Origin of the sequence: Pseudooctadecabacter sp., assembly GCF_965657175.1 — a bacterium.
In the GTDB taxonomy this organism is placed as follows: Bacteria; Pseudomonadota; Alphaproteobacteria; order Rhodobacterales; family Rhodobacteraceae; genus Octadecabacter.
In genome coordinates this window covers 1-17823 of record NZ_CBFHNH010000021.1, presented here as the reverse complement: position 1 = coordinate 17823, position 17823 = coordinate 1, and the positions used below count along the sequence as shown (strand labels likewise).

Here is a 17823-nt window from a genome sequence, read left to right as displayed (position 1 = left end):
CGGCGGGTAATCGGGGGGTATGGTAAAAAAACCTTCCTCAGGGCCCAAATCGCGGGCGGGCAAAAACTCATCAGGGCGCGGCCAACGCGACCTGACGGTCAAAGTAAAAACCGCCCGTGGGCGCAAAATGTCGTCCACGAAGTGGCTGCAACGTCAGTTGAATGATCCCTATGTTCAACGGGCCAAGGCCGATGGATATCGCGGACGTGCGGCCTATAAGATTCTGGAACTCAACGAGAAATTCAATTTCTTCACGCCCGGAAAACGGGTCGTTGATCTAGGGGCTGCCCCCGGCGGGTGGTGTCAGGTCGCCGTGCCGCGCATCAATGCTTTGGGCGAAAAAGTGGGCAAGCCCGTGGGCACGATCCTTGGCGTCGATCTGCAAGAGATGGAGCCGATTGCAGGCGCCACGCTGCATCAGCTGGATTTCATGGAAGACGACGCCGACCTGAAGGTCAAAGACTGGCTGGGCGGCAAGGCTGATATTGTGATGTCCGACATGGCGGCCTCGGCCTCTGGTCACAAACAGACGGACCACCTGCGCATCATCGCCCTGTGTGAGGCTGCGGCTTACTTTGCCTTCGACGTTCTGGAAGACGGCGGGACGTTCATCGCCAAGGTTCTGGCGGGCGGGGCCGAGGGGGATTTGCAGAAAATCCTCAAACAGAAATTCAACAAGGTGCTGAACGTCAAACCGCCCAGTTCGCGGTCGGACAGTTCGGAAAAATTCGTGGTGGCCACAGGCTATCGCGGCAAGACAGAGGACGACGCATGACCCACATTTTGGCAATTGACCAAGGCACGACCAGCAGCCGTGCGATCCTGTTTGATGACAAAATGGCCGTGGGGCATGTGGCCCAGCAAGAGTTCCGTCAGATTTATCCGCAATCCGGCTGGGTCGAACATGACGTCGAAGAAATCTGGGACAGCGTTGTCGCCGTCTGCCGAGATGTCGTGGCCAAGGCCGATGACATCGCCGCCATCGGCATCACCAACCAGCGCGAAACCACCATCGTCTGGGACCGTGAAACAGGCAAACCCATCCACAACGCCATCGTCTGGCAGGACCGCCGTACTGCCGCTTTTTGTGAAGAGCTGAAGGCCGAAGGGTTTGAGGAGACGATTACCGCCAAAACCGGCCTGTTGGCCGACCCGTATTTCAGCGCCACCAAGGTGAGGTATATCCTGCAAACCGTTGAAGGCGCGAAAGAAAAGGCGGACGCGGGTCAGTTGGCCTTTGGCACCGTGGACAGTTTTCTGATCTGGCGCATGACGGGCGGTAAACGCCACGTGACAGACGCCACCAACGCCGCGCGCACGATGCTTTATGACATCCGTGAAGGCCGGTGGAGCAGCACCATCTGCGACCGCTTCGGCATCCCCATGTCCATGTTGCCCGAGGTACTGGATTGTGCCGCAGACTTCGGCACGACGGATATGTTTGGGCCTGAGTTGCCGATTTTGGGCGTCGCAGGTGACCAACAAGCCGCGACCATCGGGCAGGCCTGTTTTGAACCGGGCATGTTGAAATCCACCTACGGCACAGGCTGTTTTGCGCTGCTGAACACGGGCGATGAACTGGTGACGTCGCAGAACCGTCTGCTCGGCACGATTGCCTATCAGTTGGACGGCAAGACGACGTATGCCCTTGAAGGATCGATCTTTATTGCCGGTGCGGTGGTGCAATGGCTGCGCGACGGGCTGGGGATCATCGCCAAAGCCGCCGACACCCATCCGCTGGCCGAAAAGGCCGATCCGTCGGTGGAGCTTTATCTGGTGCCCGCCTTCACCGGCCTTGGCGCGCCCTATTGGGACGCCGAGGCGCGCGGGGCGATCTTTGGTCTGACCCGCAACGCAGGACCTGAGGAGTTCGCCCGTGCGGCGCTGGAAAGCGTGGGCTTCCAGACCCGCGATTTGTTGGAAGCCATGCACGCGGACTGGTCCGGCGGCGAAGAGGCCACCTTGCGCGTGGACGGCGGCATGTCCGCCTCTGACTGGGCGATGCAGTTCCTCAGCGATATCATCGGCGCGCCGGTGGACCGCCCCAAAGTGCTGGAAACCACGGCGCTGGGGGCCGCTTGGCTGGCCGGCATGCGCGCTGGGGTGTACCCCGCGCAGGCCGAATTCGCGGCCACCTGGGCGCTGGACCGGCAGTTCACGCCAAAGATGGCGGAGGCCGACAAAGACCGGCGGTATGCAGGTTGGACAGACGCAATTTCACGGACGCGCAGCGCATGATCCGCGCGCGCATCGCAGCCGTGGTGATGGGCCTGTGCGCAGGCCAAGTCACGGCGCAAGAGTTGGGGCTGCTCTACGAAGAACCCTTGGGTGGCGTCTATAAACAATGGTGGTCGGGCGCTGTGATCGGGGCTGATCCCAATGCAGGCGTCTTGGTGTTTGTGCGCGGCGACGGAAAGTCGGGCGACTTTTACGGCGTGCTGTCCGTGGACTGCGAAAGCCCTGAATTTTCAAGATGGGTCGCCCAAGGGGGCGTCGTGTCACCTGAAACGGTGCCTTTGCCCGCCATTGACGTGATCCGGGCCGAGGCCTGCGGATCACCCTGAGGGATCAGTCCAGCGTGCAGACATCCACGCCATGGGGCAGGGTAGACACCACGTGGCCCGCATCCGTGTGGCGCACATCATATCCATAGCCGCGCAGGCGGAATTTCCATTCACGGTCGGACAGGCAGGTGGCGCGTTCGTTCATGACAAACGTGCGGACCTCTGACACGACGGTCGCTGAGTTGCTGGTGAAATGCATTGTTCATACTCCGTTACCAATACGTCTGTGTTGATGGGATTGTTGACGCGATTGGTGGCGGGAATGGGGCAAGGTCAGGGTTTTGTTGCGACTGCGGGACGATCTGCGATCGGCGCTTGCAGCGGGCGGGGGGCGGCCGACAGGCCTATGGCCTGCGGGGAGACGGTATCATTTAGGGCAAGGTCACTGGCGGAGAGACAGGGATTCGAACCCTGGGTGGGCTTGCACCCACAACGGTTTTCGAGACCGCCCCGTTCGACCACTCCGGCACCTCTCCGCACCTATGGGCGCGCAGCACCCGTTTGTGATCGGCGCGGGTTTACTGGTGAGGGCGGGGGCGTGCAAGAGGATAACAATGCCCGCCGCAGAATTCAGAGAGGCTTAACGCCTTTTATGACATATGCGTCAGGCCGGGGTGCTGGCCCTTGGAAAGAGGGGCCGCGCACCCTATTCATATAGGTGAGCAGAATAAAGGACGCCAAAGATGTTTCTTCGCCCCATGATCGTTGCCTGTGGTCTTGTCGCAGGCCTTGTTGGACCCGCGCAGGCGCAAGACAGTGAAACGGATATCCTTTTCGATCTGCTGATGTTGCCCGATATTATCGAGATCATGCGCGAAGAGGGTCTGTCTTACGGCGACACTATTGGCCAAGACCTGTTTGCCGGCGAACCCAGCGCCGATTGGGGTGCCACGGTGGAACGCATTTACGACTATGACGTGATGACCGGCGTTGTGCGTGAGGATTTCGAAATCAGCCTGTCAGACGCCGACCTCGCCCCGATCATCGCGTTTTTTGGATCGGAACAGGGGCAAAAGATCGTCGGGCTTGAGGTGTCGGCCCGCCGCGCGTTTCTGGATGAGGCCGTGGAAGAGGCCAGCGAGGATGCCGCCGCCGCCGCCATGGCCAGCGATGACCCGCGCATGATGCTGGTTGAGGAATTTGTTGAGGTGAACAACCTGATTGAGACGAATGTGGCCGCATCGCTGAATTCCAACCTCGCGTTTTATGGCGGATTGGTGGACGGCAACGCCTTTGGGGGCGCGTTGACCGAAGAGCAGATTTTGACAGATGTCTGGGGGCAAGAGGGCGAAATTCGCGACAACACCTCCCAGTGGATCCATTCGTTCCTGCTCTTGGCCTATGCGCCGTTGGATGAGGCGGATTTGCAGGCCTATATCGCGTTTTCGGAAACAGAAGCCGGTGAAGACATCAACCGCGCCATGTTTGTCAGCTTTGAACGTCTGTTCAACGGCATCAGCCGGTCTTTGGGGCGCGCGGCTGCCACGGAGATGACGTCACAGGATCTTTAGGACTTAAGGATCAGCGACCACCATGATCGCCGTGATCAGGGCGGCGATGTTGGTTTCATACAGCGCCAGATCGGATTGCATTTGCAAGGTATGCGGTGCGCGCACGGGCTGCGGGGTTTGGGCGATGTCGAAGGCCTGTGTCAGGGCAGGGCCGCCACCGGCACGCAGATCTGCCATAAGGGCGGGGTGATTGGTTTTGACGAAAACCTCAACCTTGCCGCGGAGGCTGGCATAATTGGCATTGCCGAAGGCGTTTGACATCGCATTCACCGGCCAAAGCAACGGATTGCCAAGGTGATTTGGCTGTGACGTACAGGCCGGCAAAAGGATCAGGAAAAGAAGGGCGGTTTTGCGCATGTGATTGCCTTGCAATGGGTTGACTTGCAGGGGATTTGGCCAGATAAGCCGCCATCCGAGCAAGGAACTTGTTCGGATGTAAGCGAAAACTCGCCCCAGACGGGCGCGCTGTCCACGGGTCGCAGATGCGATGAACACCTTGGAAACAAGGGACCCCAGAGACGCGATGGAAAAGGAAAACGATATGTTTGCGGTTCTCAAAACCGGTGGCAAGCAGTACCGAGTCGCCTCTGGTGACGTTCTGCGTGTCGAAAAGATTGCTGCTGAAGCAGGCGATAAAATCCAATTCAACGATGTTCTGATGGTTGGCAATACGGTGGGCGCGCCCCTCGTGGAAGATGCTGGCGTTCAGGCCGAAGTCATCGATCAGATCAAAGGCGAAAAGACGATCAACTTCGTCAAACGTCGCCGGAAGCACTCCTCCAAGCGCACCAAAGGCCACCGTCAGCAACTGACGCTGGTCCGGATCACCGACATCCTTGAAAAGGGTGCAGGCAAGTCCGGCGTTATGGCCGCTGTTGCCGGTGCTGGTTTTGTGTCCGCTGCGGCAGCTGCTGCTGGCAAGGGTGCTCCGACGTCCAAGAAAGCGGCTGCTGCTGCTGAACGTGCGTCCCAGCCCAAGAAGGCTGCAAAGCCTGCGGCTGAGAAAAAAGCCGCACCCAAGGCTGAAGCCAAGAAAGCTGCCCCCAAGAAAGCCGCTAAGGCCGATGGCGCAGACGATCTGACACGCATCAGCGGCGTTGGCCCCGTTATCGTCGGGAAACTGCACGACCTTGGCGTCACAACCTTCGCCCAGATCGCAGCATGGACCCCAGAGGACGTTGCTGCTATGGACGACAAACTGAATTTCAAAGGTCGTATCGACCGCGATGAGTGGCTGAAGCAAGCCGCTGAATTCGCCAGCGAATAAGGAGACTTACCAATGGCACATAAAAAAGCAGGCGGTTCATCCCGTAACGGTCGCGACTCCGCTGGTCGCCGCCTTGGCATCAAAAAGTTCGGCGGCGAAGCCGTGATCCCTGGCAACATCATTGCACGTCAGCGTGGCAACAAGTGGTGGCCAGGTGAGGGCGTCGGCGAAGGCAAGGATCACACGATCTTTGCAACCGTCGAAGGCGCCGTGTCCTTCCGCAAGGGCTTCAAGGGCCGCACCTTTATTTCCGTGACCCCGGTGGCCGAGGCCGCCGAGTAACCGAACCTCAAGGTTTTCAAATTTGAAAGGGGGTCGGTGCAAACCGGCCCCCTTTTTCGTATCCGCAGCCTTCAGGAGGAGGGGTAGGATGACCAAGACACTCACACCCCCCGTTCTGCAGGACGGCGCCGTGCAGCTGCGTGCGGTACAAGAGGCCGACGCGACCGCGCGGCTGGCCCTCGGCCGGTCGGCTGAAATCCTGCGCGGATATGGTGTCGATGCATCCGAAATGGGCCCCTACACGCAAAGCGATGCCGAAGCGTGGGTCGCGGCCCATATCGCCAAGGACCATGCCTTTGCCATTGATCACGATGGCGCGCTGACCGGCGTTATCTTCCTGCATTCATTTGATGACACCGACAAACGGGCCATCATGGCCGTGGGGCTGCTGGATGAGGACAAGTTGGGCCAAGGCATCGGCGCTGCGGCCATCGGGCTGATCCTGACCCATGCGTTTACGACCCTCGGGCTGCACCGCGTGTCCTTGCGTGTCCTTGATGACAATGCCCGCGCCATCGCGTGCTACCGCAAGCTGGGCTTCGTCGAAGAAGGCCGCTTGCGTGAAAACGCCCAAGTCGGCGGACGCTGGCAGGACGATATCATCATGGGGATTTTGGCGCGGGAGTGGTGCGGATGAGCGTCGCAATCCTGCCCTTTCTGACCTTCGCGGCCTCCCAAGTGGGCACGCCGGGGCCTGCGAATATGGTGCTGCTGACGACCGGCGCGCGCTTTGGTCTGCGCCGTGCGCTGCCCTTTGTGGCCGGTGTGGCCCTTGGCAAACAGTTGATCATCTGGCCGCTGGGGCTGGGTTTGATGGCCATTCAGGACGATTATCCGCTGGTGTTTGAGGTTCTGAAATGGGTGTCCGTGGCCTATATCCTGTATCTGGCCTACCGTGTGGCGGGCATGACGTTAAAGGTGGGCGACGGCGCTGACACGCCGCCCGGATTTCTGGCGGGCCTAATTGTGCACCCCCTGAACCCCAAGGCCTGGGGCATGATCACAACCGGCTTCACGGTCTACGTGACCGCTGGCACGCCCCCCTTGCAGGCCACGGCAACGATCGCCATCTGTCTTTTGGGACTGCAAATTCTGCTGCATCCGATCTGGACCTTTGCGGGTCAGACGATCGCGGCGGGTTTGGCCGGAAAGCCGGGGGAAAAGTATTTGATGTGGACACTGGCGGCCCTGACCGTGGCCTCGGTGATCTATGCATTGTTCGCAGGAGGAGCGTCATGAACGCGGAAACCACCGTCACCGGCCAAGCCGTTATTGCAGCCGACAGATTTATCCTGCGCCCGCTGAAGGCGTCTGATGCGGGCCTTTTGGGCATGTATTTGGGCGATTTGCGCGTGGCTGAAATGACCCGCCAAATCCCCCATCCTTTGCCGCCCGATTACGTGACAAACATGATCGCGCGGGCCAATGCGGACGACCGGTCTGAGGATTTCTGGGCCATGGACGGATCCGCCACCGGCCATGCTGAGGTCATGGGCGTCATGAAAATGAACCGTCTGGATCGCAACCAGTCCGAAATCCGCTATTGGGTGGCTCCGGCTTTCTGGAACGCGGGCATCGCCTCTGAGGCCGTGCAGGCGGCGCTGGCTGCCAATCCGCAAGGCGCCTGCGATATCTATGCCGAGGTTTTTCAGGACAACCCGCGCTCTGCGCGGATCCTGACCAACGCCGGTTTCGCCTATCTGGGGGATGCCGAAACCTTTAACGTGGCGCGCAACGCCGTCATCCCAACGTGGACCTATGTGCGCAAGATGGGCACCGCTTGAGGCGCGCGCCGCTTTCGCGTATCGCGGGACTGAACCCTTAGAAAGACCGAACCGATGAAATTCCTCGACCTGTGCAAAGTCTACATCCGCTCCGGCAGCGGCGGGGGCGGGTGCATTTCGTTCCGACGTGAGAAATATATCGAATACGGCGGCCCCAATGGGGGCGACGGCGGCAAGGGCGGCGATGTGATTGTTGAGGCGGTCGATAACCTCAACACGTTGATCGATTTCCGCTACCAGCAGCACTTTTTCGCCAAAAACGGTGAGGCGGGCAAAGGCCAGCAGCGCACCGGCGCGGATGGTGATGACATCGTCCTGAAGGTCCCAACGGGGACCGAGATCATGGACGAAGATCAGGAAACGGTGCTGGTCGATCTGGCTGAAACCGGCCAGCGCGTGGTGCTGGCCAAGGGCGGTAACGGCGGCTGGGGCAACCTGCATTTCAAGTCGGCCACGAACCAAGCGCCGCGTCGGGCAAACCCCGGTCAGGACGGCATCGAACGCACCATCTGGCTGCGTCTGAAACTGATCGCGGATGCGGGTCTGCTGGGTCTGCCCAATGCGGGCAAATCCACCTTTCTGGCCGCCACATCAAACGCGCGGCCCAAGATCGCGGATTATCCGTTCACCACGCTGGTGCCCAACCTGGGCGTTGTGGGCGTGGACGGGTCCGAATTTGTGATCGCCGACATCCCCGGCCTGATCGAAGGCGCGTCCGAGGGCAAAGGCCTTGGCGATTTGTTTCTGGGCCACGTCGAACGGTGTTCGGTGCTGTTGCACCTGATTGACGGGACCTCCGGCGATCCGGTGGGCGACTATAAAACCATCATTGGTGAGCTTGAGAATTACGACGGCCCGCTGGCCGACAAGCCGCGCGTGACGGTGTTGAACAAGGTCGACACGCTGGACGACGAAGAACGGCAGTTCATCGTGGATGAGATCAAGGCAGGCACCGGTGTGGATGTGATGCAGATGTCGGGTGCCACGGGCGAAGGCACGGTCGAGGTCTTGCGCGCCCTGAAGGCTGAGATCGCGGAAGATAAATTGCGCCAGAAGAGGGCCGAGGAGGGTGAGGAGGCCGCCCCGTGGCAACCTTAACCGACGCCAAACGCCTTGTTGTGAAAATCGGATCGGCCCTGCTGGTTGAGGTGGGCGTGGGCCTGCGGTCTGCGTGGCTCACGTCACTGGCCGCCGACGTGGCCGCGTTGCGTGCCCGTGGGACGGATGTGATTTTGGTGTCGTCGGGGTCCATCGCTTTGGGGCGCGGTGTCTTGGGGCTGCCGGATGGGGAATTGCCGCTGGAACAGGCGCAGGCCTCCGCCGCGGTGGGGCAAATCCGCCTTGCCCGCGCCTATGAAGAGGCGCTGGCCCCCCACGGGATCACAACCGCACAGGTGCTGGTGACCTTGGAAGACAGCGAAGACCGGCGGCGGTATCTGAACTCCCGCGCGACGATGGAAACGCTGGTGTCGCTGGGTGTGACGCCCATCGTCAATGAAAACGACACCGTGGCCACGGACGAAATCCGCTATGGCGACAACGACCGGCTGGCCGCCCAAGTGGCCGTGACGGTCGGGGCCGATTGTCTGGTGTTGCTGTCGGATGTGGACGGGCTTTATACGGACAATCCGCAGGTGAACTCTGCCGCGCAACACTATGATATCGTGCGTGAAATTACGCCAGAGATTGAGGCGCAGGCAGGCGATGCCGGATCGGGCCTGTCCAAGGGCGGAATGAAGACCAAAATCATGGCGGCCAAACTTGCGACCGATGCGGGCTGTTCCATGGCGATCACCTTAGGAACGCATCTGAACCCTTTGAAAACGCTGGAGGACGGTGGTCGTTGCACGTGGTTCACCGCACAAACCAACCCACAGGCCGCGCGCAAACGCTGGATCGCGGCGATGAAGCCCCATGGACGGGTGACGGTTGACGCTGGCGCGCAACGCGCACTTGGTCAGGGCAAATCCCTGCTGCCCATCGGGATCACGGCGGTGTCCGGTGATTTTAGGCGCGGCGACGCTGTGGCGATTGTGGGCGCGGATGGCGCACAGCTGGGCGTCGGCCTCACGCGCTATGACGCGGCTGAGGCGCAGGCCGTCAAAGGCAAACGCAGCCAAGACATTGCCCAAGCCTTGGGCTATGAAGGGCGCAACGTATTTATCCATCGCGACGACATGGTGATCTAGATGAAAGACCTCGACAACATCCCCGCCTTGATGGCCGACATCGGCGCGCGCGCCAAAGCCGCCAGTGCTCAGTTGGCCGAAGCCAGCGCAGAACGCAAACATGCCGCCCTGATCGGTGCGGCAGAGGCGGTCTGGAAAAACCGTCAGGCCATTATTGATGCCAACGCCGAAGACCTTGTTTTCGGGGAAGAAAAGGGCCTGTCAGCTGCGATGATGGACCGTCTGATGCTGGACGAAGCCCGGATTCGCGGCATCGTCGACGCCCTGCGCGCGGTGGCCGAACAGCCCGATCCCGTGGGCGCTGTCATGGATGAATGGACCCAGCCCACGGGGCTGAACATTCGCCGTGTCCGCACGCCCTTGGGTGTCATTGGTGTGATCTACGAAAGCCGCCCCAATGTGACGGCGGATGCCGGTGCGCTGTGCCTGAAGGCAGGGAACGCCGTGATCTTGCGCGGCGGATCGGAGAGCTTTCATTCCAGCCGTGCAATCCATGCCTGCCTGCAACAAGGCCTGCGCGAGGCTGGCCTGCCTGAGGATGCCGTACAGCTTGTGCCGACCCGCGACCGCGTGGCGGTACAGGAAATGTTGACCATGACGGACACGATTGACGTGATCGTGCCCCGAGGCGGCAAGGGTCTTGTGGGGCTGGTGCAGCGCGAAGCACGTGTGCCGGTCTTTGCCCATCTGGAAGGGATTTGTCACATCTACGTGGGCAAAACCGCTGTGAAGGACATGGCGGAAGCCATTGTCATCAATGCAAAAACCCGTCGCACGGGGATTTGCGGCGCGATGGAATGTCTACTGATTGACTGGCAGTATTACACCGAACACGGGCCCCATCTGGTGCAAGCGCTTCTTGATAAAGGGGTTGAGGTTCGCACCACAGGAAAACTGCTTGAGGTTGATGGCACGGTTGAGGCCGCAGCCGATGATTTCGGGCGCGAATTCCTTGATATGATTATTGCCGTGAAGTTGGTCGACGGGCTGGACGAGGCGGTTGACCACATCCGCACATATGGGTCCAACCACACCGACGCGATCATCAGCGAAGACCCTGCGGCGGTGCAATCCTTCTTCAATCGGTTGGACAGCGCCATTTTGATGCACAACGCCTCCACCCAGTTTGCGGATGGCGGTGAATTTGGGATGGGCGGTGAAATCGGCATTGCCACAGGCAAAATGCACGCGCGTGGCCCTGTGGGGGCCGCCCAGCTGACCAGCTTCAAGTACCTCGTCGAAGGGAATGGCGCGACGCGCAGTTAATTTGCGTTTTCAACGGCCTAGAAGGTGATCTTCACCCAATCTGTGCCGTGGCTTAACGTCAATGTCCGCTGTGCTTCGGCGGACATTTCGGGCAGCAGACCAAAGTGAACCTGTGCGGCGGTAAGCTCTTCTGGGCAGATGTTCTTGCTCAACGGGGCCCATAGATCGGGGTTCAGGTTCAAACGCTCGTGCTGCGAATAAACTGTCCAGCGGGCCCCGTCGTGGCTGATTTCAATGTCCCCCCCACCGGAAGCGCGGTTTCGATACACATCATGGACAACAAGGCCACACGCGCTTCGATCCGGCGGCTGTCACTGGGCACATTCCACGAATAACTCAGCCGTCCGCAATGGGCGATAGATTGTAGCGTCGATAGGATTTCGGACCGCGACACCATCTGATCGGGGGAGGCCGCGCCAAAGGCCATGCGCAGGAATTTCACCCGCGCTGTGGCGTTTTCCACGCTGTCGCTGACAAGCTCCATCTCGGGGCCTTGGACCGCACCGGACATGGACAACAGCTCAAATCCATTGCTGATTGCGCCCAAAGGGTTAATTAGGTCATGACAGATGCGCGAACCTATGAGGGCGTTGAGGTTGGGCAAAGGAGGCTCCGTTCATAATGCAGCAATCGTTGTTCGAACCAGGGATGATCGTAAAGCATCCGCAGCGGGACGATTGGGGCTTGGGTCAAGTTCAATCGTCAGTGGGCGGCAAGGTCACCGTTAACTTTCAAAATGCGGGCAAGGTTGTCATTGATGAACATCGCGTTCCGCTGACGGTTGTGTCACTCTCATGAAGTACAATTCGGAGTCTATGGCCGGTATGGTTAACATTCAAGTGGCCGCGAACTATTATTGCGCGTGATGAAAGATACGTTGCGCCATACCCCTGTGTTTGAGGCCCGTTTGGCCCAAACCCCGCAAGAAGGGCGGGCTGCTGAACACCTCCGGTATGAGGTTTTTGTAGCCGAATTGGGCGCAGACGGCCCCATGGTGGATCACGCCGCACGGCGCGAAATCGACCGGTTTGATGCGGTGTCCGATCAGTTGATCCTGATCGATCATGCACGGCCGTCTGACGATCAGGTCGTGGGCGTGTATCGGCTGTTGGATCAGGGACAGGCCGCGCAAGCAGGCCAGTTTTATTCCGAAGATGAATTTGATCTTGGCGTGCTCAAATCCTCAGGCAGGTCGGTGTTGGAACTGGGCCGGACGTGCCTGCACCGCGACTATCGCGGCGGTCCGGGGATGTTTCACATCTGGCAGGCCTTGGCCGCAGAAATTCAGGCCCGCAGGGTGGAGGTTCTGTTTGGCGTGGCCAGTTTTCACGGCACGGATTTGGAGGCCTTGGCCGCACCGCTGACGGTGTTGATGCGCGATCATCTGGCGCCTGCGCCTTTGCGGGTGACCACCAAGGGGGCGGACGTGGTGCCACAGGTGGATGAGATCGACAAGATCGCCGCGCTGAAGCAGGTGCCAAGCCTGATCAAGGCATATTTGCGTCTGGGCGGGCGCGTGGGGCAGGGGGTTTATGTGGATCACGCCTTTAACACGACCGATGTCTGTCTGGTGCTGGACACCGACACCATGACAGCGCGGCAGCGGTCGATCTACGCAGGTGCGCGATGACTTGGACGTCTGAAGATTTGCCGCCAAGCCATAAGGTCACAGGACTGGGCTGGCTGCGGGTGGTCGTGCGCGGGGCCGCGACCGCCACGCTGACCTTTGGCTGTTTGATCCTGCTGCTGTTGGTGCGGCTGATCGAAAGGCCCTTGTTTGGGCAGGGTCGCCCTGTGACGCCCTATATTACCCAGTTTGTCTGCCGATCGGCGTTTGTGTTGATGGGCATTAAATATCGCCGCGTGGGTCAGCCGATGATCGGGGCAGGGGCTGTGGTGGCGAACCATTCGTCATGGCTTGATATTTTCGCGCTTAATGCTGCGAAGCGGATTTATTTTGTGTCCAAGGCGGAAGTCGCCAATTGGCCAGGCATCGGGTGGTTGGCCCGCGCCACAGGCACGGTGTTTATCGCGCGTGACAGGCGCGAGGCGGTCAAACAGGTCGATGTCTTTCGCACGCGTCTGGGGCATGGGCATAAGCTGTTGTTTTTCCCTGAAGGCACCAGCACCGATGGCCAACAGGTGCTGGCGTTCAAGCCCACGTTGTTCGCGGCCTTCTTTGACGACGCGCTGCGCGAGGATCTGTCGATCCAAGCGGTGTCGGTCATCTACACAGCGCCCAAGGGAGCAGATGTGCGCCACTATGGCTGGTGGGGCGACATGGATTTCGCGACCCATTTGTTGGCCACCTTGGCGCAATCCCCGCAAGGGTCGGTGACCGTGGTCTATCATCCGCCCGTGCGGGTGACCGATTTCGCCAGTCGCAAGACGCTCGCCGCCCATCTTGAAGCGCAGGTGCGCGCAGGCCATGCCAGCCAAACGGCGGCCTAGGCTTTCATCATCGCCGCAGTGAGGGTTTTGAGAGTGTCGGCAGGTGCATCCGTGGACCAAATCTCTTCGCCCAGACCAAAGAAATCCGTGTGTGGCGCAATCTGACGGATCAGCGTCTCATCCAGCACGCCTTCGGCCACGACGGGCACTTCGATCATCATGGACCACCACTGGAACAGCTCCAATTCGGCCTGACGACCGTCGCCCAAAGGCGATTGACCCACAGGACCGAAGGAGACGTAATCGGCCCCAAGTTCCCCCGCGGTCATCCCGTCATGGCGCGAGTTATGGCAGAAGGCGCCGACAATCGCATCCTCGCCCAGATCCTTGCGGACCTTTTTGACCGAGCGCGCCGCATCCGTCAGGTGCACCCCGTCAAGGCCCAGCCGTTCCACCAGCAACATATGGGTGTCCATCACCAGCGCCACATCGCGGTCATGGGTGACCATGCGCAGCGCGTCAGCGGCGCGCGCGATGCGGTCTTCATCCTTGGTGGCAAGGCTCAGCCGGACGCAGGCGACTTCGGTCGCGTCCAGACAGGCGGCCAATTGGTCGGGAAAGCTGCTGAGTTCGAAATCCGGCGGGGTCATCAGGTAGATCTGGGGATGATCGGGGGTGTTGGCATCGTCAGTCATGGTGTCATCCTTCGTCTTTGGGCTGCCTATAGCGCCGAAATTGCCCTTTGAATAGGGGGCTGCTAAGGGGGCGTCAGATTTCAAGGAGACACTTCATGCCCACCGACCGATCCCAGCCTGCCTTTGTGCTGATCCGCCCGCAGATGGGCGAAAACATCGGGGCGGCGGCGCGGGCCATGTGGAATTTCGGGCTGGACCGGATGCGGATCGTGGCCCCGCGTGATGGCTGGCCGAACCCGTCTGCGGTGGCCATGGCGTCCGGTGCCGGACGTCTTCTGGATGAGGCCGAGGTGGCCCCAAACGTGGCCACAGGGCTGGCGGACCGGACTTATGTCTATGCCACAACAGCGCGCCCGCGTGAGTTGACCAAGCCCGTCTTTTCCCCCGAGGCCGCCATGCGCGATGCCGCCCAGCGGGTCGCACGGGGCGAAAAGGTCGCCGTGATGTTCGGGCCGGAACGATCCGGCATGGAAAACGCCGATATCGCCCATGCGCAGGCGATCATCACCGTGCCCGTGAACTCGGACTTTCCATCCTTGAACCTTGCGCAATGTGTGCTGCTGGTGGGGTATGAATGGCGCCGCGCTTCTGAGGCGGTGGAGGACGTGGTGGTACAGGGCCAACGCACCGACGTGGCCGAGCACCGCGATATCGAAGCGCTGGCCCGTCATTATGAAGACCGGCTTGAAGAAGCGGGGTTCTTTTATCCCGACCACAAGGCCGAGAGCATGAAGATCAACCTGCGCAATCTGTGGGCGCGCATGCCGATGACCCGCGCGGATGTGCAGATGTTGCACGGGATGCTCCGTCAGTTGTTGCGTGGAAAATCGGACGAGTGACGATCTGACGATCTGGCGATCGGGCCCGGACGTATGGCGGGGGGGGGCGCCGCTGCGCGGCGGGTCGGGTGGTGGTTCTTTGGGTTTTTTGTTGGAGCCTCCGGCGGGAGTTTTTCGGGCCAGATGAAGAGGGGGTGCGGCGCTTTGGCGGCGCGGACCGGTCCCGCTTGCCCAAGGGGATGGTCAGGCATAGGTTGCGCACAAGACAGTAAGTGAGGATCACAAATGGCGACCAAGCCGCGCAGTATTTTCGAAGAGGTCACTGAAACGCAAAAGCCCGTCGCCGCCCCCGGTGGGATTGATGCGAAATCCAAGGGCGCGCGCGGGGCGATCCGGATTTGGTTGATGATGTTGTTTGCGCTAGTGGTGGTGATGATCACCGTGGGCGGTCTGACACGGTTGACGGATTCAGGGTTGTCGATCACCGAATGGGCGCCTTTGTCGGGGTCTGTACCGCCCCTCAACGCTGCCCAATGGGAGGCCGAATTTGCCGCCTATAAGCTGATCCCCGAATACATCGAGCAAAACAGCGGGATGTCTATGGCCGAGTTCAAGGTGATCTATTGGTGGGAATGGGGGCACCGGCAGTTGGGCCGTGTCATCGGTCTGGTATGGGCTTTGGGCTTTGGGTATTTCCTGCTGCGCCGTCAGATCCCCGTGGGCTGGACGGGGCGGTTGGTGTTTCTGGGAGCCCTTGGCGGGCTTCAAGGCGCCATCGGGTGGTGGATGGTCAGTTCTGGCCTGCGCGAGGGGATGCTGGATGTGGCGTCCTACCGGTTGGCCACCCATCTAGGGTTGGCCTTTGTCATCCTCGGGTTCATCGCATGGTACGTGTTTTTGCTCGGCCGCCGCGAGGCGGATTTGATGCAGGCACGCCGTGCGGGGGACGCGGGGCTGTTCCGGTTGGCGGGTGTTTTGGTGGGCTTTGCCTTGGTGCAAATCCTGCTGGGTGCGCTGGTCGCGGGCATTGATGCGGGGCGCAATTTCCCGAACTGGCCGTTGATGACATCGGGCACGGGGGCGTCGTTCTTTCCGCCTGATCCGTTTCAGTTGACCCCGCTCTGGCGCAATTTCTTTGAGGACGCAGGGCTGGTGCAATTTGTGCATCGCACATCTGGTTATCTCTTAATGGGCTTTGCCGTTTTCGTGTGGTGGCGGGCGCGACGTCAGCCCAATCTGCAGACGCGGTTTGCGTTCAATGTCATGTTGGCGTTGATGTTTGTGCAGATGGTCATCGGGATCGTGACGGTTTTGTATTCAGCACCGGTGCAGATCGCGATTGTGCACCAGTTTACGGCGGTCCTGCTTTGGATCGCGATTTTGCGGGCGCGGTATTTGGCGCGGTATCCGCTGGCTCAATCCATAAGGGGATAAGACATGGCGGCTTATGATGATTTGATGGCGTTTCAGCGCGAAACGCAGGCTTTGGCGCAGGTGGCGGGCCGTTTGGGCTGGGATCAGGAGACGATGATGCCGCGCGATGCGGCCCCCCAGCGCGGCGCAGAAATGGCCGCCATGGAGGGCGTGCTGCATGCGCGCCGCACGGACCCACGGGTGGCGGACTGGCTGGCGGCCGCGGAAACATCGGGCGAGGTCGAAGTCGCGCAATTGCGTGAAATCCGCAGGTCCTATGAGCGGGCCAGCAAGGTGCCGGCCAAGCTCGCCTCTGAGATCGCGCGGATGACGTCTGAGGCGCAGGGCGCTTGGGCTGCGGCCCGTGAGGCAGATGATTTCGCAGCCTTCGCACCGGTCCTGCGTGAGGTCGTGTCGCTGAAGCGTGAAGAGGGAGCCGCCCTGTCCGCCGGTGGCGATGTCTATGACGCCATGCTGGACGATTACGAACCAGGCGCCACCGCCGTAGAACTGTCGGCCATGTTTGACGCGCTGCGTCCACGCCTGGTGGCACTGCGTGCCGCAGTTCTGGATGCGCCTGCACCGCCCGCCTTGCAAGGCCGCTTCGATGAGGGCGCGCAGATGAAATTGGCGCGCCAGATCGCCAAGGCCTTTGGCTACGACATGTCCATGGGCCGCGTCGATAAGGCCGTGCATCCGTTTTCAAGCGGGTCGGGGTTGGACGTGCGGATCACCACGCGCACATCCGAAGATGACCCGTTCAACTGTATCTATTCGACCATCCATGAGGTCGGCCATGCGGCCTACGAACAGGGCGTGGACCGGCGGTATTTGCTGACGCCTTTGGGGCAGGGCGTGTCCATGGGTGTGCACGAAAGCCAAAGCCGGATTTATGAAAACCAGATCGGGCGGGGCCGCGCCTTCACCGGCTGGCTTTATGGTCAGATGCGCGATGCCTTCGGCGATTTCGGGATTGCCGATGAGGAGGCGTTTTACGCCTGCGTGAACCGGGTCGAGAATGGATTTATCCGGACCGAAGCCGATGAAGTGCAATACAACCTGCATGTGCTGCTGCGCTTTGATCTGGAGCGCGCCCTGATCGCGCGGGATATCGAAGTCGATGATCTGGAGGCCGCTTGGAACGAGAGGTTCGAGGCTGACTTTGGCTATCCTGTGGATCGCGCCAGCAACGGGGTGTTGCAGGACGTGCATTGGTCGGTTGGCCTGTTTGGTTATTTCCCCACCTACACTTTGGGAAATGTCTATGCGGGGTGTCTGAATGAGGCGATGCACGCGGCGGTGCCGGATTTGAATGGCGCGTTGGCGCAAGGCGACACCACAGCGGCGACAGATTGGCTGCGCGAGAACGTGCAACGGCACGGGGGGCTTTATGCGCCACGTGAGGTGATCGAACGCGCCTGCGGGCAAGCCCCGTCTGAGGCGCCGTTGCTTGGATATCTCGAAGAGAAGTTCCGCGGGATTTACGGGCTTTAATTTCGAATGGGCTGCGCCCATCCGACCCGCGCCGCTGCGCGGCGCGTTGGGAGGTGATTGGCGATTGCTCGACGTGGATTTTGTCGCGGTCGCACTTTGTCACGATCTTGATCGGGACCCTTGTTGGGGCCAGCCCCCAAACGAGGGCTTTATTGGGGGCCAGCCCCCAAACGAGGGCTTTATTGGGG

Annotated in this window: 21 protein-coding genes, 1 tRNA gene and 1 pseudogene; 18 read left to right on the top strand and 5 right to left on the bottom strand. The window is 60.5% G+C overall.

Annotated features, from left to right (window positions below; genetic code table 11):
• Positions 1 to 19: 19 nt before the first annotated feature.
• Genes ACTG36_RS14385 through ACTG36_RS14375 form a run of 3 tightly spaced genes read left to right on the top strand, consistent with a single transcriptional unit; the run spans position 20 to position 2564 of the window.
• Positions 20 to 775, top strand: a complete 756-nt coding sequence (locus ACTG36_RS14385) for an RlmE family RNA methyltransferase (protein ID WP_375281338.1) — start codon at positions 20 to 22, stop codon at positions 773 to 775.
• On the top strand, positions 772 to 2238 hold the full coding sequence (gene glpK / locus ACTG36_RS14380; RefSeq protein ID WP_439142708.1) for a glycerol kinase GlpK: 1467 nt from the start codon (positions 772 to 774) through the stop codon (positions 2236 to 2238). Before ACTG36_RS14385 ends, glpK begins: the two co-directional genes overlap by 4 nt.
• Positions 2235 to 2564: a hypothetical protein gene (locus ACTG36_RS14375; protein ID WP_375281336.1), complete on the top strand. Its 330-nt coding sequence runs from the start codon at positions 2235 to 2237 to the stop codon at positions 2562 to 2564. Before glpK ends, ACTG36_RS14375 begins: the two co-directional genes overlap by 4 nt.
• 4 nt (positions 2565 to 2568) lie before the next feature.
• Here the strand turns inward: ACTG36_RS14375 and ACTG36_RS14370 are convergent, their stop codons facing one another.
• Together ACTG36_RS14370 and ACTG36_RS14365 are read right to left on the bottom strand one after the other, a co-directional pair.
• Positions 2569 to 2763, bottom strand: coding sequence for a hypothetical protein (locus ACTG36_RS14370; protein ID WP_375281335.1), 195 nt, complete (start codon positions 2761 to 2763; stop codon positions 2569 to 2571).
• Positions 2764 to 2950: 187 nt separating this feature from the next.
• Positions 2951 to 3040 (bottom strand) — tRNA-Ser (locus ACTG36_RS14365).
• Between the two features lie 207 nt (positions 3041 to 3247).
• On the opposite strand from ACTG36_RS14365, the gene ACTG36_RS14360 reads away from it, so the two are divergent.
• Positions 3248 to 4075 (top strand): DUF2059 domain-containing protein, encoded by an 828-nt coding sequence (locus ACTG36_RS14360; RefSeq protein ID WP_375281334.1) that lies wholly within the window; start codon positions 3248 to 3250, stop codon positions 4073 to 4075.
• 3 nt (positions 4076 to 4078) lie between these two features.
• Here ACTG36_RS14360 and ACTG36_RS14355 read toward each other — a convergent pair whose 3' ends face one another.
• Positions 4079 to 4432, bottom strand: a complete 354-nt coding sequence (locus ACTG36_RS14355) for a hypothetical protein (RefSeq protein ID WP_375281333.1) — start codon at positions 4430 to 4432, stop codon at positions 4079 to 4081.
• Between the two features lie 184 nt (positions 4433 to 4616).
• On the opposite strand from ACTG36_RS14355, the gene ACTG36_RS14350 reads away from it, so the two are divergent.
• The 8 genes from ACTG36_RS14350 (at position 4617) to ACTG36_RS14315 (ending at position 10863) form a co-directional block, all read left to right on the top strand.
• Complete coding sequence (locus ACTG36_RS14350) at positions 4617 to 5342, top strand: 50S ribosomal protein L21 (RefSeq protein ID WP_375281332.1); 726 nt, start codon at positions 4617 to 4619, stop codon at positions 5340 to 5342.
• Between the two features lie 12 nt (positions 5343 to 5354).
• Entirely contained in the window at positions 5355 to 5624 is a 270-nt protein-coding gene (gene rpmA / locus ACTG36_RS14345; protein ID WP_296420519.1) for a 50S ribosomal protein L27, read from the top strand.
• Between the two features lie 88 nt (positions 5625 to 5712).
• Positions 5713 to 6261, top strand: a complete 549-nt coding sequence (locus ACTG36_RS14340; protein WP_375281331.1) for a GNAT family N-acetyltransferase — start codon at positions 5713 to 5715, stop codon at positions 6259 to 6261.
• On the top strand, positions 6258 to 6863 hold the full coding sequence (locus ACTG36_RS14335) for a LysE family translocator (protein ID WP_375281330.1): 606 nt from the start codon (positions 6258 to 6260) through the stop codon (positions 6861 to 6863). Before ACTG36_RS14340 ends, ACTG36_RS14335 begins: the two co-directional genes overlap by 4 nt.
• Positions 6860 to 7408 carry a GNAT family N-acetyltransferase gene (locus ACTG36_RS14330; protein WP_296420524.1) on the top strand — a complete coding sequence of 183 codons (549 nt, stop codon included), beginning with the start codon at positions 6860 to 6862 and terminating at the stop codon, positions 7406 to 7408. The genes ACTG36_RS14335 and ACTG36_RS14330 overlap by 4 nt, the downstream gene beginning before the upstream one ends.
• 54 nt (positions 7409 to 7462) lie before the next feature.
• Entirely contained in the window at positions 7463 to 8506 is a 1044-nt protein-coding gene (obgE, locus tag ACTG36_RS14325) for a GTPase ObgE (RefSeq protein ID WP_375281329.1), read from the top strand.
• Positions 8494 to 9597, top strand: coding sequence for a glutamate 5-kinase (gene proB / locus ACTG36_RS14320; RefSeq protein ID WP_375281328.1), 1104 nt, complete (start codon positions 8494 to 8496; stop codon positions 9595 to 9597). The genes obgE and proB overlap by 13 nt, the downstream gene beginning before the upstream one ends.
• The gene (locus ACTG36_RS14315; RefSeq protein WP_375281327.1) at positions 9598 to 10863 is read left to right on the top strand and encodes a glutamate-5-semialdehyde dehydrogenase; all 1266 of its coding nucleotides are present in this window, start codon (positions 9598 to 9600) and stop codon (positions 10861 to 10863) included.
• Between the two features lie 17 nt (positions 10864 to 10880).
• Here ACTG36_RS14315 and ACTG36_RS14310 read toward each other — a convergent pair.
• Positions 10881 to 11260, bottom strand: a pseudogene (locus tag ACTG36_RS14310) (histidine phosphotransferase family protein).
• A 224-nt stretch (positions 11261 to 11484) separates the two neighbouring features.
• On the opposite strand from ACTG36_RS14310, the gene ACTG36_RS14305 reads away from it, so the two are divergent.
• The 3 genes from ACTG36_RS14305 (at position 11485) to ACTG36_RS14295 (ending at position 13314) form a co-directional block, all read left to right on the top strand.
• A complete protein-coding gene (locus ACTG36_RS14305) occupies positions 11485 to 11661 on the top strand; it encodes a DUF3553 domain-containing protein (RefSeq protein WP_375281325.1) in 177 nt (58 codons plus the stop codon).
• A gap of 67 nt (positions 11662 to 11728) precedes the next feature.
• Positions 11729 to 12493 (top strand): GNAT family N-acetyltransferase, encoded by a 765-nt coding sequence (locus ACTG36_RS14300; protein ID WP_375281324.1) that lies wholly within the window; start codon positions 11729 to 11731, stop codon positions 12491 to 12493.
• On the top strand, positions 12490 to 13314 hold the full coding sequence (locus tag ACTG36_RS14295; protein WP_375281323.1) for a lysophospholipid acyltransferase family protein: 825 nt from the start codon (positions 12490 to 12492) through the stop codon (positions 13312 to 13314). The genes ACTG36_RS14300 and ACTG36_RS14295 overlap by 4 nt, the downstream gene beginning before the upstream one ends.
• Here ACTG36_RS14295 and ACTG36_RS14290 read toward each other — a convergent pair.
• Entirely contained in the window at positions 13311 to 13949 is a 639-nt protein-coding gene (locus tag ACTG36_RS14290) for a thiamine phosphate synthase (RefSeq protein ID WP_375281322.1), read from the bottom strand. The genes ACTG36_RS14295 and ACTG36_RS14290 overlap by 4 nt on opposite strands.
• Positions 13950 to 14044: 95 nt before the next feature.
• On the opposite strand from ACTG36_RS14290, the gene ACTG36_RS14285 reads away from it, so the two are divergent.
• From ACTG36_RS14285 to ACTG36_RS14275, 3 genes are all read left to right on the top strand, one after another.
• Complete coding sequence (locus ACTG36_RS14285) at positions 14045 to 14788, top strand: RNA methyltransferase (RefSeq protein WP_375281321.1); 744 nt, start codon at positions 14045 to 14047, stop codon at positions 14786 to 14788.
• 225 nt (positions 14789 to 15013) lie between these two features.
• On the top strand, positions 15014 to 16162 hold the full coding sequence (gene ctaA / locus ACTG36_RS14280; RefSeq protein WP_375281320.1) for a heme A synthase: 1149 nt from the start codon (positions 15014 to 15016) through the stop codon (positions 16160 to 16162).
• Between the two features lie 3 nt (positions 16163 to 16165).
• On the top strand, positions 16166 to 17635 hold the full coding sequence (locus tag ACTG36_RS14275) for a carboxypeptidase M32 (RefSeq protein WP_439142700.1): 1470 nt from the start codon (positions 16166 to 16168) through the stop codon (positions 17633 to 17635).
• Positions 17636 to 17823 lie beyond the last annotated feature (188 nt).